Annotated in this window: 13 protein-coding genes; 8 read left to right on the forward strand and 5 right to left on the reverse strand. The window is 69.7% G+C overall.

Features of this window, described 5'->3' with window-relative positions:
* Positions 1-2,667, reverse strand: a complete 2,667-nt coding sequence (locus tag C8E84_RS03715) for a bifunctional acetate--CoA ligase family protein/GNAT family N-acetyltransferase (protein WP_246196758.1) — start codon at positions 2,665-2,667, stop codon at positions 1-3.
* Between the two features lie 68 nt (positions 2,668-2,735).
* On the opposite strand from C8E84_RS03715, the gene C8E84_RS03720 reads away from it, so the two are divergent.
* The 6 genes from C8E84_RS03720 (at position 2,736) to C8E84_RS03745 (ending at position 10,614) form a co-directional block, all read left to right on the forward strand.
* Positions 2,736-3,365, forward strand: coding sequence for a nitroreductase family protein (locus C8E84_RS03720; RefSeq protein WP_159899581.1), 630 nt, complete (start codon positions 2,736-2,738; stop codon positions 3,363-3,365).
* A gap of 87 nt (positions 3,366-3,452) precedes the next feature.
* Positions 3,453-5,906: a DNA gyrase/topoisomerase IV subunit A gene (locus tag C8E84_RS03725; protein WP_159904444.1), complete on the forward strand. Its 2,454-nt coding sequence runs from the start codon at positions 3,453-3,455 to the stop codon at positions 5,904-5,906.
* A 208-nt stretch (positions 5,907-6,114) separates the two neighbouring features.
* Positions 6,115-7,482: an ABC transporter substrate-binding protein gene (locus C8E84_RS03730; protein ID WP_159899583.1), complete on the forward strand. Its 1,368-nt coding sequence runs from the start codon at positions 6,115-6,117 to the stop codon at positions 7,480-7,482.
* A 118-nt stretch (positions 7,483-7,600) separates the two neighbouring features.
* A complete protein-coding gene (locus tag C8E84_RS03735; protein WP_343041386.1) occupies positions 7,601-8,617 on the forward strand; it encodes a carbohydrate ABC transporter permease in 1,017 nt (338 codons plus the stop codon).
* Between the two features lie 3 nt (positions 8,618-8,620).
* A complete protein-coding gene (locus C8E84_RS03740) occupies positions 8,621-9,571 on the forward strand; it encodes a carbohydrate ABC transporter permease (protein ID WP_159899585.1) in 951 nt (316 codons plus the stop codon).
* Positions 9,572-9,627: 56 nt separating this feature from the next.
* Positions 9,628-10,614, forward strand: coding sequence for a LacI family DNA-binding transcriptional regulator (locus tag C8E84_RS03745; protein WP_281348902.1), 987 nt, complete (start codon positions 9,628-9,630; stop codon positions 10,612-10,614).
* A gap of 10 nt (positions 10,615-10,624) precedes the next feature.
* Here the strand turns inward: C8E84_RS03745 and C8E84_RS03750 are convergent, their stop codons facing one another.
* The 3 genes from C8E84_RS03750 to C8E84_RS03760 form a co-directional block, all read right to left on the reverse strand.
* Complete coding sequence (locus C8E84_RS03750; protein WP_159899587.1) at positions 10,625-12,091, reverse strand: APC family permease; 1,467 nt, start codon at positions 12,089-12,091, stop codon at positions 10,625-10,627.
* 90 nt (positions 12,092-12,181) lie between these two features.
* Positions 12,182-13,981 carry an ABC transporter ATP-binding protein gene (locus tag C8E84_RS03755; RefSeq protein WP_159899589.1) on the reverse strand — a complete coding sequence of 600 codons (1,800 nt, stop codon included), beginning with the start codon at positions 13,979-13,981 and terminating at the stop codon, positions 12,182-12,184.
* Positions 13,978-16,104, reverse strand: a complete 2,127-nt coding sequence (locus tag C8E84_RS03760) for a DNA gyrase/topoisomerase IV subunit B (protein WP_159899591.1) — start codon at positions 16,102-16,104, stop codon at positions 13,978-13,980. The genes C8E84_RS03755 and C8E84_RS03760 overlap by 4 nt, the downstream gene beginning before the upstream one ends.
* 268 nt (positions 16,105-16,372) lie before the next feature.
* Between C8E84_RS03760 and C8E84_RS03765 the strand changes: the two genes are divergently transcribed.
* Together C8E84_RS03765 and C8E84_RS03770 are read left to right on the forward strand one after the other, a co-directional pair.
* Positions 16,373-16,591: a DUF7455 domain-containing protein gene (locus C8E84_RS03765; RefSeq protein WP_159899593.1), complete on the forward strand. Its 219-nt coding sequence runs from the start codon at positions 16,373-16,375 to the stop codon at positions 16,589-16,591.
* Position 16,592: 1 nt separating this feature from the next.
* Positions 16,593-17,087 carry a DUF456 domain-containing protein gene (locus C8E84_RS03770; RefSeq protein ID WP_159899595.1) on the forward strand — a complete coding sequence of 165 codons (495 nt, stop codon included), beginning with the start codon at positions 16,593-16,595 and terminating at the stop codon, positions 17,085-17,087.
* Positions 17,088-17,119: 32 nt separating this feature from the next.
* On the opposite strand, the gene C8E84_RS03775 is transcribed toward C8E84_RS03770, so the two are convergent.
* On the reverse strand, positions 17,120-17,509 hold the full coding sequence (locus C8E84_RS03775) for a DUF3040 domain-containing protein (RefSeq protein WP_159899597.1): 390 nt from the start codon (positions 17,507-17,509) through the stop codon (positions 17,120-17,122).
* Positions 17,510-17,531 lie beyond the last annotated feature (22 nt).

Consider the following 17,531-nt stretch of genomic DNA (forward strand, 5'->3'; position numbering starts at 1 on the left):
CTACGTCAGCGACCGGCGCCCGGGGTCGGTGCGGCGGGGCGCAGGCGCGATCACGATCTCGGCGCCCAGCACCTCGACTCCTCCGGGGTGGGCGTTGACGGGGTTGAGCACCAGCGAGGCCACCTCGGCGAGGTCGTCGGCGAGCACCGAGACCCGCGCGATGAGATCGGCGAGCGCAGCCCGGTTCACCGGGGTCGCCCCCCGGTGGCCGTGCAGCACCGGGGACGCCTTCACCGACGAGATCAGCTCGGAGACGTCGACGTCGGTGAGGGGCGGGATGCGGTAGCCGATGTCACCGAGCAGCTCGGTGGGCAGCCCGGCGACGCTGAAGCCGATGACCGGCCCGAAGAGCGGGTCCTCGTCGGAGGTGACGACACACGGCACCCCCGGGGTCGCCATGCGCTGCACGACCAGGCGATCCGCGTCGAGCGGGGCGAGCCGTTCGGTGAGCGACTCCCACGCGACCCGCAGTGCGGCCTCGGTGCGCAGGTCGACGCGCACCCCGCTGATGCCGCCCTGGTGGCGGACCATCGGCGCCGTCGACTTCAGCACCACCGGGTAGCCGACCTGCTCGGCCGCCGCGATCGCCTCGTCGACGGTGCCGACCTCCTGCTTGGTCCAGACGTCGATGCCGTACGCCTGCAGGAGGGCGGTGGACTCGTCCGGGGTGAGGCGCCGACCCTTGGGCTCCATCGCGAGCACCGTCTCGACGATGTCCTCCGCGATCCGCCGGTTGATGCCGGCCGGCGCCACGGGCACCCCGTGGTCCTTGGAGCGCCAGGTGCCGTACCGGGTGGCCGCGGCCAGCGCGCGCACGGCATCCTCGGGCATCCCGTACACGGGAATCGCCTGCGTGGAGCCACCCGTGCCGGTGACGGAGGAGTGCCCGTCGTCCACGCCGCGCATGCCGAGGAAGGTGGCGGCGCACGGCTTGTCGGCACCGTGCGCCATGTCGCGCACGGCGGCGGCCACGTCCTCGTCGTTGGTGACCAGGGGCGGGATGAAGCAGGTCAGCACCGAGTCGACCTTGGGGTCGGCGAACGCGGCTGCGAGCGCCGTGCGGAACTGGGCGGCGGTGGCCGCGCTCGGCAGGCTCACCGGGCCGTGGGCGACCTTCAGGCCCCAGCTCGTGCAGGCATCGGCGGTCAACGTGCCGAGCGCGGTCGAGTTGCCGACGATGGCGACGCGGTCGCCGCGGGGCAGCGGTTGCGTGGCGAGCAGCTGGGCGATGTCGAAGAGCTGGTGGACGTTCTCGACGCGCAGCACCCCGGCCTGCTTGAGCATGGCCTTGAACACCGCCGGGCGGGCCTTGGTGCGGCGGACCCGGTGCCCCGGGGGCACCCCGAACCTCGACACCCCGGACTTCACGACGATGACCGGCTTGATGAGGGCGAGATTGCGGGCGATCCGCGAGAACTTGCGCGGGTTGCCCATCGACTCGAGGTAGAGGCCGACGACGTCGGTGCTGTCGTCGTCGATCCAGTACTGCATGAAGTCGTTGCCCGAGACGTCGACGCGGTTGCCGGCCGAGCCGAACGTGGAGATGCCGAGGTTGCGGCGCGCGGCCGAGGCGAGCACGGCGATCCCCAGGGCCCCTGACTGCGCGAACAGACCGACCCGGCCCGCCGGTGGCAGCGTCGTCGCGAGCGAGGCGTTGAGCCGCAGTGACGGGTCGTTGTTGATCAGCCCGAAGGAGTTCGGCCCGACGACCCGCATCCCCGCCCCGCGGGCCCGACGCAGCAGTTCGGCCTGGAGGCGGGCGCCGTCGCGCCCCTCCTCGGCGAACCCGCCCGAGACGACGAGCAGCGCCTTGACCCCCGCCTCGGCGCACTCGTCGACGACCTCGAGCACGGCGTGGGCCGGCACGGCGATGACCGCGAGGTCGACCCGTCCGGGCACGGCCGCCACCGAGGGGTAGGCGGTGCGCCGCCGCAGGGTGCGCACGTTGGGGTTGACCGGGTGGATCTCGCCGGTGAACCCCGCCGCGACGATGCGCTCGAGCAGCTGGCTGCCGATGGAGTTGCGCCGCCGGCTGGCGCCGATCACGGCGATCGTGCGGGGGTGCAGGATCGCGGCGACACTCAGGGCCTCGGCGCGGTGCTCGCGGGACATGGCGACGGCCTTCGAGGAGTCCGTCGGCTCGATGTCGAACCCGACCTCGACGACCCCGTCCTCGATGTGCCGCGTGACGTCGTACCCGGCGTCGGAGAACACCGAGAGCATCTTGCGGTTCTGCGGCAGCACCTCCGCGGTGAAGCGGGTGATGCCGACGTCGCGCGCGATCGCGGCGAGGTGCTCGAGGAGCACCGATCCGATGCCCTTGCCCTGGTAGTTGTCACTGATGTTGAAGGCGACCTCGGCGCTGCGGGCGTCGATGCGGTCGTAGCGACCGATCCCGACGATGTCCTCGCGCAGCGTGACGACCAGGGCGACCCGGTCGACGTAGTCCACATGGGTGAAGCGGTGGACGTCGGCGTCGCTCAGCTGCCGCAGCGGGGCGAAGAATCGCAGGTAGATGGACTCGTCGGACTGGCCGCTGTGGAAACGGTGGATGCCGTCGGTGTCCGAGGGTCGGATCGGCCGGACGTGGGCGACGGTGCCGTCGCGCAGGACGACGTCGGCCTCCCACTCGCTGGGGTAACCCGGAGGCAGCGGGTCGTCGTCCATGGGCACCATCGTGCCACCACGAGGGACCCGTCGGACACACTCCCGGCACCCACCGGCACACTGGGGTCGTGGAGCTACGCGACGCAGTGCTGCGGCGGCGGATGGTGCGCCGGTTCGACCCGTCCGTCCCGGTCGAGATGGAGGTCGTGCGCGACCTGGTCGCGCTCGCGGTGCGGGCCCCGAGCGCCGGGTTCAGCCAGGGGTGGGACTTCGTCGCGCTGCTGAACCCGCAGGACCGCGCGGCCTTCTGGGCCGCTGCCGACGACGGGGGCCCGGCCGATGCGTGGCTACGCGGGGTGTCCGCCGCTCCCGCCCTGGTGCTGTGCCTGTCCGATGCCGGCGCCTACCTCGACCGGTACGCGCAGGCGGACAAGGGGTGGGTCGACCGCTCCCCCGATCGCTGGCCGATCCCCTACTGGGACACCGACACCGCCATGGCGGCGATGATCATCCTCCTGGGCGCACAGGATGCCGGGCTGGGCGCCTTGTTCTTCGGCATCCCGGGCCAGCGCCACGACGCGGTTCGTGAGGCGCACGGCATCCCCGAGGACCGGCGCCTGGTCGGGGTCATCGCCCTGGGCACCCCGGCCGCTCGGGCCGCGCACACCGGCGGGTCACCGCGCACGAGGCCACGTCGCCCCCTGGGGGACGTGCTGCACGCGGGACGGTTCGGCGGGTGGTCCGGCGCGTCGGCGTGAACGGCCGCTGACCGATGGGTGAGGATGACGGCGTCCCCTGCCGCGGCATCCGCGGTCCGACCCTCACCCAGAGCAGAGCCCGACCCCATGGCCAAGCGCACCACCACCCCACCGCCCGGGGAGACCCCGCAGGACGGCGTCGAGCGGGTCATCGACATCGACGTCGAGGACGAGATGCGCAGTGCGTTCCTCGAGTACTCCTACAGCGTCATCTACTCCCGTGCCCTGCCCGATGCGCGCGACGGGCTCAAGCCCGTGCAGCGCCGCATCCTGTTCGGGATGAGCGAGCTGGGCCTGCGCCCTGACCGGCCCCACGTGAAGTCCAGCCGGGTCGTCGGTGAGGTCATGGGCAAGTACCACCCCCACGGCGACCAGGCGATCTACGACGCCCTGGTGCGCATGGCGCAGCCGTTCACGATGCGCCTGCCGCTCGTCGACGGCCACGGCAACTTCGGCTCCCTCGACGACGGCCCGGCCGCCTCGCGGTACACCGAGGCCCGGATGGCCCCGGCAGCACTGCTCATGGTGTCCGGGCTCGACGAGGACACCGTCGACTACGTCCCCAACTACGACGACTCGCTCCTGCAGCCCGGCGTCATGCCCGCTGCCTACCCCAACCTGCTCGTCAACGGCGCGTCCGGGATCGCCGTCGGTATGGCCACGAACATGGCCCCGCACAACCTCGTCGAGGTCATCGGTGCCGCCCGCCACCTCATCGCCCACCCGGACTGTTCCCTGGACGACCTGATGAAGTTCGTCCCGGGCCCTGACCTGCCGGGCGGCGGGCGGATCGTGGGGCTCGACGGCATCCGCGACGCCTACCTCACCGGGCGGGGCTCGTTCCGCACCCGCGCCGCCGCACGCGTGGAGAAGCTCACCCCGCGGCGGATGGGCATCGTCGTCACCGAGCTGCCCTACCTCGTCGGCCCGGAGAAGGTCATCGAGCGGGTGAAGACCCTGGTGCAGGCCAAGAAGCTCCAGGGCATCTCCGACGTCAAGGACCTCACCGACCGCAAGAACGGCCTGCGGCTGGTCTTCGAGGTCAAGAACGGCTTCAACGCCGACGCCGTGCTCGAGCAGCTGTACAAGCTGACCCCGATGGAGGACTCGTTCGGGATCAACAACGTCGCCCTCGTCGACGGGCAACCCCGCACCCTGGGCCTGAAGGAGCTGCTGCGCACCTACGTCGACTTCCGCATCGAGGTCGTGCGCCGCCGCACCGAGTTCCGGCTGCGCAAGCGCCAGGACCGACTGCACCTCGTCGAGGGCCTGCTCATCGCCATCGTCGACATCGACGAGGTGATCCAGCTGATCCGCACCTCCGACGACGCGGCGACGGCGAAGGCACGGCTGATGTCCGTCTTCGACCTCTCCGAGGCCCAGGCCGAGTACATCCTCGAGCTCCAGCTGCGCCGGCTGACGAAGTTCTCCCTCATCGAGCTCGAGAGCGAGCGCGACGAGCTGCGCCGCCAGATCGAGGAGCTCGAGGCGATCCTCGCCGACGAGAAGCTGCTGCACCGCACCGTCTCCGGCGAGCTCGCCGACGTCGCCAAGGCCCACGGCACCCCACGACGGACCGTGCTGCTGGAGTCGGCGGGGGTGCCCGCATCGGTGGGGGCGCCGCTCGAGGTGGCCGACGACCCGTGCTGGGTGCTGTTGTCGTCCACCGGCCTGCTGGCGCGCACGTCCTCGGTCGACCCGGTGCCCGCCGACGGTGGCCGCGCCAAGCACGACGCCATCATCGGTGCCGTGCGCACCACGGCCCGCGGCGAGTTCGGCCTCGTCACCTCGGCCGGGCGGATGCTGCGGATGTCGGCCATCGAGCTGCCGACGCTGCCCCCGCTCGGGGGCGCGCCCAGCCTGTCCGGCGGTGCTCCGCTCGCGGTCTTCGCCGACCTCCCCGCCGGGGAGGAGCCGCTGACGATCGTCGGGTTGGATGCCGATGGGCCGGGGATCGCGCTCGGCACCGCCCAGGGTGTCGTCAAGCGGGTCACCCCGGACCACCCTGCTCGGGCGAGCTGGGAGGTCATCGCCCTCAAGGACGGTGACCGGGTCGTCGGCGCGGCTGCCCTGCGCGACGGCGAGGAGGATCTCGTCTTCGTCACCAGTGACGCGCAGCTGCTGCGCTTCTCGGCGTCGTCGGTGCGACCCCAGGGCCGAGCGGCCGGTGGGATGGCCGGCATCCGCCTCAACCCCGGCGCCTGCGTCGTGTTCTTCGGTGCCGTCGACCCGACGTCGGATGCCGTCGTCGTCACCTCCTCGGGTGCCTCCGACGCCCTGCCGGGCACCCAGCCCGGTGCCATCAAGGTGACCCCGTACGCGGAGTACCCACCGAAGGGTCGTGGGACGGGCGGGGTTCGGGCACACCGCTTCCTGCGCGGTGAGGATGCGCTGGTCCTGGCGTGGGTCGGGGCCCGTCCGGCACGGGCCAGCGGGGCCGCCGGCGTGGCGCTCGAGCTCCCCGAGGCGTCCGGCAGGCGAGACGGCTCCGGAACGGCCTATCCGGCCGTCATCGGCGGTATCGGCTCACCGGTGCGCTGAGGTCCCCACCCTCAGGCGGGGATCGCGCTCTCTCACCGGCGGTTCGAACCGCCCGCCACCGCAGCGTTGCCGCCGTGTTACGCAATCGTTACCGCCTCGATGCGTGGAGACGTTGCGAAGCATGTGTAAACGCTTTTACCTTGGTCCCGGTTCCCTCATCGCCGAGGCCACAGCGTCTCGGCGCGACCAGTGAAATGGAGGCGGGCACATGGCCCTCTACACCAAGCGTCGCATCGCGGCGTTGTCCGGAGTCCTCGCGGTGGCACTCACCGCGACGGCCTGCGGAAGCAGCAGCGACGGCGGTGGCGACACCGCCGAAAGCGGCAGCACCAGCAGCATCGACTGCGCGCCCTACACGGCGTTCGGCGACCTCAAGGGCAAGACGGTCACCGTCTACACCTCGATCACCGCTCCCGAGGACGCACCGCACATCGCGTCCTACCAGCCCTTCGTGGACTGCACGGGCGTCGAGATCAAGTACGAAGGCTCCAAGGAGTTCGAGGCCCAGCTGCCGGTGCGTGTCAAGGGTGGCAACGCCCCCGACATCGCCTACCTGCCCCAGCCGGGTCTGCTCAACACCCTGGTCCAGACGGGCGCCATCAAGGCCGCCCCGCCGGAGGTCGCCGCCAACGTCGACAAGAACATGCCGGACTGGAAGAACTACGGCACCGTCGACGGCACCTTCTACGCCGCGCCGCTCGGTGCGAACGTGAAGTCCTTCGTCTGGTACTCGCCGTCGGCCTTCGCCGACAAGGGCTACGAGGTCCCCACCACGTGGGCCGACCTGCTCGCCCTGTCCGAGAAGATGGCCGCCGAGGGTGGCGACGTCAAGCCCTGGTGTGCAGGCATCGAGTCCGGTGACGCCACCGGCTGGCCGGCCACCGACTGGGTCGAGGACGTCATGCTCCGCACCGCCGGCGCCGAGACCTACGACAAGTGGGTCAACCACGAGATCCCGTTCAACGACCCGGCTGTCGCCACGGCGCTCGCCGAGGTCGGCAAGATCCTCAAGAACGACAAGTTCGTCAACGGTGGCTTCGGCGACGTCAAGACGATCGCCTCGACGTCCTTCCAGGACGCCGGTCAGCCGATCCTCGACGGCACCTGCTACATGCACCGTCAGGCGTCGTTCTACGCGGCCAACTGGCCCGAGGGCACCGAGGTCGGTCCCGAGGGTGAGGTCTGGGCGTTCTACCTGCCCTCCGTCGACTCCTCCAGCAAGCCGGTCCTCGGTGGTGGCGAGTTCACCGCGGCCTTCGCCGACCGTCCCGAGGTCAAGGCCTTCCAGACCTACCTCTCCTCGGTCGAGTGGGCTGACGAGCGCGCCAAGACCTGTGGTACGGGTGGTTGCGTGACGGCCAACAAGAACGCCGACCCCTCGCTGCTGAAGAACCCCGTCGACAAGCTCTCCGCCGAGGCGCTCACCGACAGTGCAGCCACCTTCCGCTTCGACGGCTCCGACCTCATGCCGGGTGCCGTGGGTGCGGGTACGTTCTGGAAGGGCATGACCGACTGGATCATCGGCAAGGACGACAAGGCAACGCTCGACTTCATCGAGCAGTCCTGGCCGAAGTGACAACCCTGACCTGATTCACCCCAGGTCAACGAGCAGGGGTGGGGTGGGACTCCCCCACCCCACCCCTGCTCTCTTGGTTTCCCCTGTCCTGACGTAATCCTCTCGGAGGTGATGTCCAGTGGTATCGACGGTCATCGGCGCAGTTCCCGCCGCGATTCCCGAGCCGTTCCTGCGGGCGCAAAGCGTGCCCGGCAAGTTCTTCCTGATGTTCTTCGCGATCTTCTTCTTCGCGCTCGTGTTCGGCCTCGTGCTCTTCCTCGCCTCCCTGTTCAAGGGCAAGAACGGCGAGCGGGTCCAGGGCGCCCTGTTCGTCGGCCCAGCCGTGGTCCTGCTCGCGATCGGGCTGATGTACCCCGCGATCCTCACGATCAACCAGTCGCTGCGCGGGCGCTCCGGTGAGGGTGGACTCACCCTCAGCAACTACTCGGCGATGTTCACCCAGCCCGAGCTGCTGCTCGTGCTGCGCAACACGGCCCTGTGGGTCATCCTCGTCCCGATCCTCGCGACCAGCATCGGGCTGATCTACGCGATCCTCATCGACCGCGCGCGCGGCGAGGCCTTCGCCAAGGCCCTGATCTTCCTGCCGATGGCGATCTCGATGGTCGGCGCCGGCATCATCTGGAAGTTCGTCTACCAGTACAAGCAGACGTCCCGCCCGCAGATCGGCCTGCTCAACGCGGTCCTGAAGCTGCTCGGGTTCGAGACCCAGCAGTTCCTCATCAACGCGCCGCTCAACACCTTCATGTTGATCATCGTCATGGTCTGGATCCAGGCCGGGTTCGCGATGACGGTCCTCTCCGCCGCCATCAAGGCCATCCCCGACGAGATCATCGAGGCCGCCAAGCTCGATGGCGTCCAGGCGTTCAAGATGTTCCGCTACATCACGCTGCCGAGCATCCGGGCCGCCCTCGTCGTCGTCGTGACGACGATCGGCATCGGGACGCTCAAGGTGTTCGACATCGTGCGGACCATGACCGGTGGGCAGTTCGACACCTCGGTCGTCGCCAACGAGTTCTACAGCCAGAGCTTCCGCTTCAACGCTCCGGGACTCGGCGCGGCCCTCGCGGTGCTGCTGTTCATTCTCGTCATCCCGATCGTGACGTACAACATCATCCAGATGCGAAAGGAGGCCTGAGCCATGAGCACCCTCGAACCGGTGGCCGTGCCCGACAAGATCTCTCCAGAGATGGAGCAGACGGCCAAGCCCCGCCGCAAGAAGAAGACCGCCGCGGGTGACGCTGCCCGCGCCATCTCCTCGCCGTGGGCGTCCGTCGCAGCGATCGTCATCGCCGTCCTGTGGACGATCCCGACGATCGGTCTGCTCGTCACCTCCTTCCGCGACCAGCGCGCCATCAACCGCAGCGGCTGGTGGACGGCGTTCGGCGACCCGGGGGCCTTCACCCTGGAGAACTACCGCCAGGCACTTGCTCCCGGATCATCGGCGGGCCTCGGGCAGTACTTCATCAACACCGTCGTCATCACCATCCCGGCGGTGGCCCTGCCCCTGTTCCTGGCCTCCCTGGCTGCCTACGCGTTCGCGTGGATGCCGTTCCCGGGTCGCGACGCGTTGTTCGTCGCGGTGTTCGCCCTGCAGATCGTCCCGCTGCAGGTCGCGCTCATCCCGCTGCTCGACATCTACGTCAACAAGCTGGGCTTCGGTGCGTCGTACTGGAGCGTGTGGTTGTCGCACACGATCTTCGCGCTCCCACTGGCGATCTTCCTCATCCACAACTTCATGAGGGAGCTCCCCGCCGAGCTCATGGAGGCAGCCCGCGTCGACGGTGCAGGTCACGTGACGATCTTCTTCAAGATCCTCCTGCCCCTGCTCACCCCGGCGCTCGCAGCCTTCGGCATCTTCCAGTTCCTGTGGGTCTGGAACGACCTGCTCGTCTCGCTCGTGTTCCTCGGTGGTACTCCTGACGTCGCGCCGATCACCGTGCGCGTCGCCGAGCTGTCCGGTTCCCGCGGAAGTGCCTGGTACCTGCTCTCGGCTGGTGCGTTCATCTCGATGATCGTCCCGGTCGCAGTGTTCCTGGCCCTCCAGAGGTACTTCGTGCGCGGCCTGCTCGCAGGTGGCCTGAAGGGCTGAGGCCCTCAGGTCCGCGCGTTCGGAAAGGAACGAGGACCATCAGCACCATCACCGATGTGGCGCGGGTGGCCGGAGTGTCGGTCGCCACGGTCTCCCGCGCCCTTCGGGGTCTGGACCGGGTCTCGCCGCAGACCCGGGAGAAGGTCCTTCGCGTCGCCGAGGACCTGCACTACGTCGCGTCACCGACGGCCACGTCCCTCGCCTCCGGGCGCACCAGGGTCGTGGCCGTCGTCGCGCCGTTCCTCACCCGGTGGTTCTTCGCGACCCTCGTGAGCGCCATCGAGAAGTCCCTGCGGGCGCAGGGCCACCACATCGTCCTCTTCGGCCTCGAGGACGACACGTACGACCAGCGCCTCACCCTGACCCAGAACATGCTCTGGAAGCGGGTCGACGGCATCATCACGCTCAACGTGCCGATGACGGCCGAAGAGGTCGACCTCGTCGACCGGCTCGAGCTGCCCCTCGTGGCCATCGGCTCACCCGTGCCGGGTCGGGCGTGCGTGCGCATCGATGACCGGCTCGCCCTGCGCACCGCGGTGCAGCACCTGGCCGACCTCGGCCACACCAAGGTCGGCTACATCGGCTCCGTCCCCGACAACGTCGCCCACATCCAGACCCCGCAGGACCGCCTCGAGGCCTTCAAGGCCAGCGTCGTCGAGTTCGGCCTGACCTGCGAGCCGGCCTGGATCCTGAACTCGGACTGGACCGCCGAGGCCGCGGCTCAGGACAGCCGGGACCTGCTGCGTGGTGACCACCGACCGACCGCCATCGTCGCGGCATCCGACGAGATGGCCATCGGGGTGCGCGAGAGCGCCCGCCGCCTCGGGTTGTCCGTGCCCGGCGACCTGTCCGTCATCGGCATCGACGACTACCTCCTCTCCGAGGTCCTGGGTCTGACCACGGTGCGCCAGGACGTCGCTGCCCAGGGCCGGGCCGCCGCAGAACTGCTCCTGCGCGCCCTGCTCGATGATGACGAGCCGACCGACGAGGTCGTGCTGCCGACCGAGCTCATCGTGCGCGAGTCGACCGGCCCGCTTTCCTGACCGTCCTGCGTCAGTTCTTCGGCGCGTCGTCGGGCGCGAGGTCCTCCGGGTCGCGCAGGTAGGTCTTCTTGCCGAAGAACGCCCGGTTGGCAGCCCAGGTCAGTGCCCACAGCACCACTCCGATGCCGAGCAGCCAGGCCGCGATGGTGTACTGGATGGGGTCGCGCCCGGTGACCGGCAGGGTGAAGAAGAAGCAGGCCAGGGCCCCGACCACGGGCAGCACCGTCGGGGTGACGAAGTGCTTGCGGTTGATCGGGTCGCGGCGCAGGACGAGCACGGCGATGTTGACGACGGTGAACACCGCGAGGAGCAACAGGGCCGTCGTGCCACCGAGCGCCGGCACCACGTCGCTGTCACTCGTGCTCACGAAGGTGATGAGGCCGAAGGCGATGACGGTCGTGAACACGATGGCCACCCACGGGGTCTGCCGTCCGCGGTGCACCCACCCGAGCGCCGGGGGCAGCACCTCCTGGCGGGCCATGCCGTAGATGAGCCGGCTGGCCATGAGCATGTTGATCAGCGCGGAGTTGGCGACGGCGAACATCGCGATGAACGGGAACACGCTGTCAGCGGGGAAGTCCGGCAGGCCCGCGGAGATCACCTTGGTCAACGGCGTGTCGCCCTCCCCCAGTTCGCCGACCGGAACCAGAGCCACCGAGAAGATGGCGACGAGCACGTAGATCAGCCCCGTGATCCCGAGCCCGGTCAGCATGATCTTCGGGAAGTTGCGCACCGGGTCGTGGGTCTCCTCGGCCATGTTCACGGCATCCTCGAAGCCCACCATGGCGAAGAACGCCAAGGAGGTGGCGGCGGTGATCGCGAGGAAGACGCTCTTGTCGCCCCCGGTGTCGAAGACGGTGACCCGAGAGAAGTCGGCCTTGCCACCCGTCGCGGCGTAGATGCCCACGAGGATGACGAGCAGCAGGCCGGACAGTTCGACGGCCGTGAGCACGACGTTGGCCTTGACGCTCTCGCTGACGCCGCGGACGTTCACCGCGGCGACGAGCAGCATGAACGCCAGCGCGATGCCGAGCACGAGGGTGCTGTTCTCACCGTCCAGACCGAAACCGTCGGCGAGGTTGGCGGCGAACGCGTTGGCGGCGGTGGACGCCGAGGTCACTCCGGAGCACATGACGGTGAACGCCACGAGGAAGGTGAGGAAGTGGATGCCGAACGCCTTGTGCGTGTACAGGGCCGCACCGGCAGCCTTCGGGTACTTCGTCACGAGTTCGAGGTAGCTGAACGCCGTGACCAGCGCCACCGCGAACGCGACGATGAACGGAGCCCACGCGGCGCCACCGACCTCGCTCGCCACCCGCCCGGTCAGTGAGTAGACACCCGTGCCGAGGATGTCCCCGACGATGAACAACAGCAGCAGCTTCGGCCCGATCGCCCGCTTGAGCTCGGTCCGCTCCTCCCCCGCCACGGCATCCCCGCCGTCGTGTGCGCCCGCTCCCTGGTCCACCGTCGCGCTCATGTCGCCTCCCAACCCCGCGGTGGATGCCGGGCGGCACCCTCGAGACCAACAGTGGCCCGGTGGCCCGCCTGATGGCGCTTTGGGTGCAGATCAATTGGCGGCATCACCGGTCTGCACGCGCCACAGGGCGGCATAGGCGCCGTCGGCCGCCACGAGCTCGTCGTGGGTGCCGGCTTCGCGCACGACACCCTGGTCGAGCACCCAGATGCGGTCGGCGTGCCTGACCGTGGAGAGCCGGTGGGCCACCACCACCGTCGTGCGCTCGGCGGTGGCCACGCCGAGAGCGCGCTGGATGGCCGCCTCGGTCTCGTTGTCGACCGCGCTCGTCGCCTCGTCGAGCACGACGACGGCCGGGTCGCGCAGCAGCGCCCGGGCCAGGGCGAGCCGTTGGCGCTGACCACCCGAGAGGGTCACCCCCCGCTCCCCGACCCACGTGTCGAGGCCGTCGGGCAGGGCGTCGATGAACTCCATCGCCGCAGCATCCCGGGCGGCGCCGATGATCTGCTCCTGCGAGGCGTCGGGCCGGCCGTAGGCGATGTTGTCGGCAATCGTGCCGGCGAACATGTAGACGTCCTGGGCGACATACCCCATCGACCCGCGCAGGGAGTCCCAGTCCAGGTCGCGCACGTCGATGCCGTCGAGCAGCACCTCTCCCGAGCGGGGGTCGTCGAAACGCAGGAGCAGCCGCAGCAGCGTGGACTTGCCCGAGCCCGTCGCACCGACGATCGCGTGCGTCTGACCCGCGGGGATGACGACGTCGATGCCGTGCAGCACGTCGGGCCCGTCGCCGTAGCCGGCGCGCACGCCTCGCAGCTCGAGCCCGCCGCGCACCGGCCGTGGCACCGTTCGGGTGCCGGCGTGCACGGTGATCGGGACCGCGAGCAGCTCGAGGATGCGCGTCGTCGACGCCCGACCCCGCTGGTAGAGGTCGAGGACCTCGGCGATGTCGGTGAGCGGCCACAGCAGGCGCTGGGTCATGAAGACGAGCACGGTGTACAGGCCCACCTCGAGCTGGCCGTCGAGCACGGACCAGCCGCCGATGAGCAGCGTGCAGGTGAATCCCGCGAGGATCGCCATCCGAACCAGCGGGACGAAGGCCGCCGAGGAGCCGATCGCCCGCACGTTGGCCTCGCGGTAGGCGCTCGAGTAGCCCTCGATCCGCTGACGCTCGCGGTCCTCCGCGGTGAAGGCCTTGATGGTGGAGACCCCTGCGAGGTTCGCGCTCAGGGCCCCGGAGAGGTCGGCCACCGACTGCCGCACCCGGGCGTACAACGGCTCGAGGCGGCGCTGGAACACCAGTGAGCCGAGCACGATGAGCGGGATGGGCAGGAAGGCGACGACGAGCAGGGTCAGCGACGACGCCGCGAAGACCGCCCCGACGAGGATGACGTTGAGCGTGGTCTGCAGGATCGACGGCAACCCGACGTCGAGCAGACGCTCGAGCTGGTTGACGTCGTCGTTGAGCGTCGCCACCGTCGCGCCGGCCGCCCTGGACTCGTGCCACGTGAGGTCGAGGTGCTGCGCGTGGTCGTAGGCCTCGACCCGCAGGTCGTGCTGCACGCCTTGGGCCAGCCCCCGCCACAGCACGGCAGCGACGTACTCCGACCCGGACTCGATCATCCAGACGACGACGTTGATCGCCGCGAGCCACGCCAGCTGGGCGTGCCGGGACTCGACCCCGAGCACCTCGGCCGCCCACGAGTTCTGCCCGCGGATGACGACGTCGACGGCCGCCCCGATGAGCAGCTCGGGCACGACGTCGGCGACCTTGTTGACCACCGAGGCGATGACCGCCGCGATGAAGCGCACCCGATAGGCGCGGTACCGCCCCCAGAGGGCGGCCAGGGGGTGGTCGATCCGCAGTTCGTCCTGGCCGGCCGCCAGGCTCACGCGTCGATCCGCTCGCGGTCCAGCGCGTGGGCGGACTCGATGATGAAGTCCTTGCGGGGCCCGACCTCGCCGCCCATGAGCAGCTCGAAGACCTTGGTCGCCGACTCCAGGTGCTCGGCCGTGACCTTGCGCAGCGTGCGGTGGGCCGGGTCCATCGTCGTCTCCGCCAGCTGGTCGGCGTCCATCTCGCCCAGTCCCTTGTAGCGCTGGATGGGCTTGATCTTCTTGCCCCGGCGGTTCAGCCCGGCCAGGGTGCGGCGCATCTCGGCCTCGGAGTAGGTGTAGATCACCTCGTTGGCCTTGGACCCGGGGTTGATCACCTCGAGGCGGTGCAGCGGAGGCACGGCGGCGTACACCCGCCCCGCCTCGACGAGGGGGCGCATGTAGCGGAAGAACAGGGTGAGCAGCAGGGTGCGGATGTGGGCGCCGTCGACGTCGGCGTCGGTCATGATGATGACCTTGCCGTAGCGGGCCGACTCGAGGTCGAAGGTGCGCCCGGACCCGGCGCCGATCACCTGGATGATCGCGGCGCACTCGGCGTTGCCGAGCATGTCGGTGACCGAGGCCTTCTGGACGTTGAGGATCTTGCCCCGGATCGGCAGCAGCGCCTGGTGGTCGCTGTTGCGCGCCAGCTTGGCCGTGCCGAGGGCGCTGTCGCCCTCGACGATGAACAGCTCGGTGCGCTCGACGTCGGTGCTGCGGCAGTCGACGAGCTTGGCGGGCAGGGTCGAGGACTCCAGCGCGGTCTTGCGTCGCTGGGTCTCCTTGTGCAGCCGCGCGCTGATCCGCGACTTCATCTCGGCGGTGACCTTCTCGAGCAGCAGCGCGGCCTGCTGCTTCTCGCCGCGCTTGGTCGACAGCAGCCGCTGCGTGAGCTCCTTCTCGACGACACGGGCGACGATGGCGCGCACGGCGTTGGTGCCGAGCACCTCCTTGGTCTGCCCCTCGAACTGCGGCTCGGCCAGGCGCACGGTGACCACCGCCGTCAGCCCGGCGAGGGCGTCGTCCTTCTCGAGCTTGTCGTTGCCGACCTTCAGGCGCCGGGCGTTGACCTCGAGCTGCTTGCGCAGCACCTTGAGCAGCGCCTGCTCGAAGCCGGCCAGGTGGGTGCCGCCCTTGGGGGTGGCGATGATGTTGACGAACGAGGAGACCTTGGTGTCGTACCCCGTGCCCCACCGCACCGCGACGTCGACGCCGCACTCACGCTCGACCTCCGTCGGGCTCATGTGGCCGTTGGCGTCGAGCACCGGGACGGTCTCGGTGAACGTGCCGCTGCCGTGCAGCCGCCACACGTCGGTGACCGCCGGGTCGGGAGCGAGGTACTCACAGAACTCGGAGATGCCGCCGTCGTGGACGAAGACCTCCTCACGGACCTCGTCGCCGCGCTGGTCGCTGATGACGATGGTCAGCCCGGGGACGAGGAAGGAGGTCTGACGGGCGCGAGCGAGCAGCCCCTCGAGGTCGAACGTCGCGTCCTTGAGGAAGATCTGGCTGTCGGCCCAGTACCGCACCCGGGTGCCGGACACCCCACGGCGGGTCCTACCGATGACCTCGAGCTCGCTGACGTCGACGTAGGGCGTGAACTCGTGGGACGGGTCCTTGGTGCCCTTGGCGCCGGCGACGTCGGAGAACACCCCGGGCTCGCCCCGGCGGAAGCTCATCGCATAGGTCTTGCCCCCGCGGTCGACCTCGACGTCCAGCCGGGAGGACAACGCGTTGACGACCGACGCGCCGACCCCGTGCAGACCACCGGATGCCGTGTACGAGCCGCCGCCGAACTTGCCGCCGGCGTGCAGCCGGGTGAACACGAGCTCGACGCCACTGAGCCCGGTGCGGGGCTCGATGTCGACAGGAACGCCACGGCCGTTGTCACGCACCTCGACCGAACCGTCGCCGTGCAGGGTGACCTCGACGCGGTCGCAGTGGCCACCCAGGGCCTCGTCGACGGCGTTGTCGATGATCTCCCACAGGCAGTGCATGAGCCCGCGGGAGTCGGTGGAGCCGATGTACATGCCGGGACGCTTGCGCACCGCCTCCAGCCCTTCGAGGACCTGGAGGTGGTGGGCGGTGTACTCGGACGCTGACTTGCTCGTCGCGGCCTTCTTGGCAGCAGTGGGGGACACGAAAGGCAGGGTAGTCGCCGCCTGCGACAGGCTCGTTCAGGCGCACGGCGCGGCGATGTCGGATGCCGTGGCACCCGTCGCGCTCCCGGTCACGGCGCGCCTCGGGAGGGTGCTGGCCCAGCAGGCTGCAGATCACGATCCGGACATGACCGGGGCCACACCGCCACACCCTGCACAGCGGGAAGCATCCGACGTGCTTGACTGTTGCAACGCACGCCGACCACCCCGGACGGCAACCACGCAGACCCGAGCGAGCTGAGGAGCCGACGTGAACGCCGCACTGGCACCGACCCTGAACGCTGCGGACCGCTGCGACCGCTGCAGCGCCCAGGCATACGTCCGAGCGACCCTCCACGCCGGGGGTGAACTGCTCTTCTGTGCCCACCACGGCCGCGAGCACATCCCGGCCCTGGCCGGCCTCGCCGACATCCACGACGAGAGCGACCGCCTGATGGAGCCGAGCCCGATGGGCGGCAGCTCTCTCTGACATGGACGGCCTCGTCGACGAGATCGGTCTGGTCATCCCCCCGCTGCTCATCATCGTGGGGCTCCTCGGCATCGTCGTGCCCGTCCTGCCGGGGCTGCTGCTCATCCTCGGCGGGGTCCTGTTGTGGGCCGCCCTCGAGGGTGGAACCACCGCATGGCTGATCTTCGCGGCGAGCCTGCTCGTCGCCGTGATCGGGTGGGTGCTTCAGTACACGCTGCCGGGCAAGCGGATGCGTGATCGGGGGGTGAGCAGCTCCACGCTGGCCATCGCCGTCCTGGTCGGCATCGTCGGCTTCTTCGTGGTGCCGGTCGTCGGCGCGATCATCGGCTTCGTGCTGGCGATCTTCGTCGTCGAGTACCTGCGCAGCAAGGACACCGCGCTGGCCTGGGAGCGGACCAAGCACGCCCTCGTCGCCGTGCTGCACAGCATGGGGATCGAGCTCGCCGCGGGGCTCACGATCGCCGCCCTGTTCGTCGGTGGGCTCGTCGCGACCTGAGTCGCACGGCACTCGACCCTGAGTCGCGAACCTCACCAGTTGTTCTGGCGCTTCTCCCACCGGTCATCGAGCCGGTCCATGAACGACTTCTGACCCTTCTTGCGGCCCCCTGACGGGTGCGGCGCCGTGCTGCCGTCACCACGGACGACACCCAGCGCCGCTCGTCGCGGGGGCGTGGCGGCGAAGACCGCCGCGGTCACCATGACGGCGAACCCGATGGCGCCCACCCACATGGTGGTGTTGACGCCGACGAGGACCAGGGCCAACCCGAGCACGATGCCGACGGCGCCGATCAACCAGCGTCGCCGCTGCATGGACGCCAAGGAACTTCCCTGCATCTGCGAGGCGAACTTGGGGTCCTCGGCAGCGAGGGCTTGTTCCATCTGTTCGAGCATCTTCTGCTCGTGGTCTGAGAGGGGCACGGATCCTCCCGTGGTCGGCCCG

The sequence above is a fragment of the Ornithinibacter aureus genome, assembly GCF_009858245.1.
GTDB lineage: Bacteria > Actinomycetota > Actinomycetes > Actinomycetales > Dermatophilaceae > Fodinibacter > Fodinibacter aureus.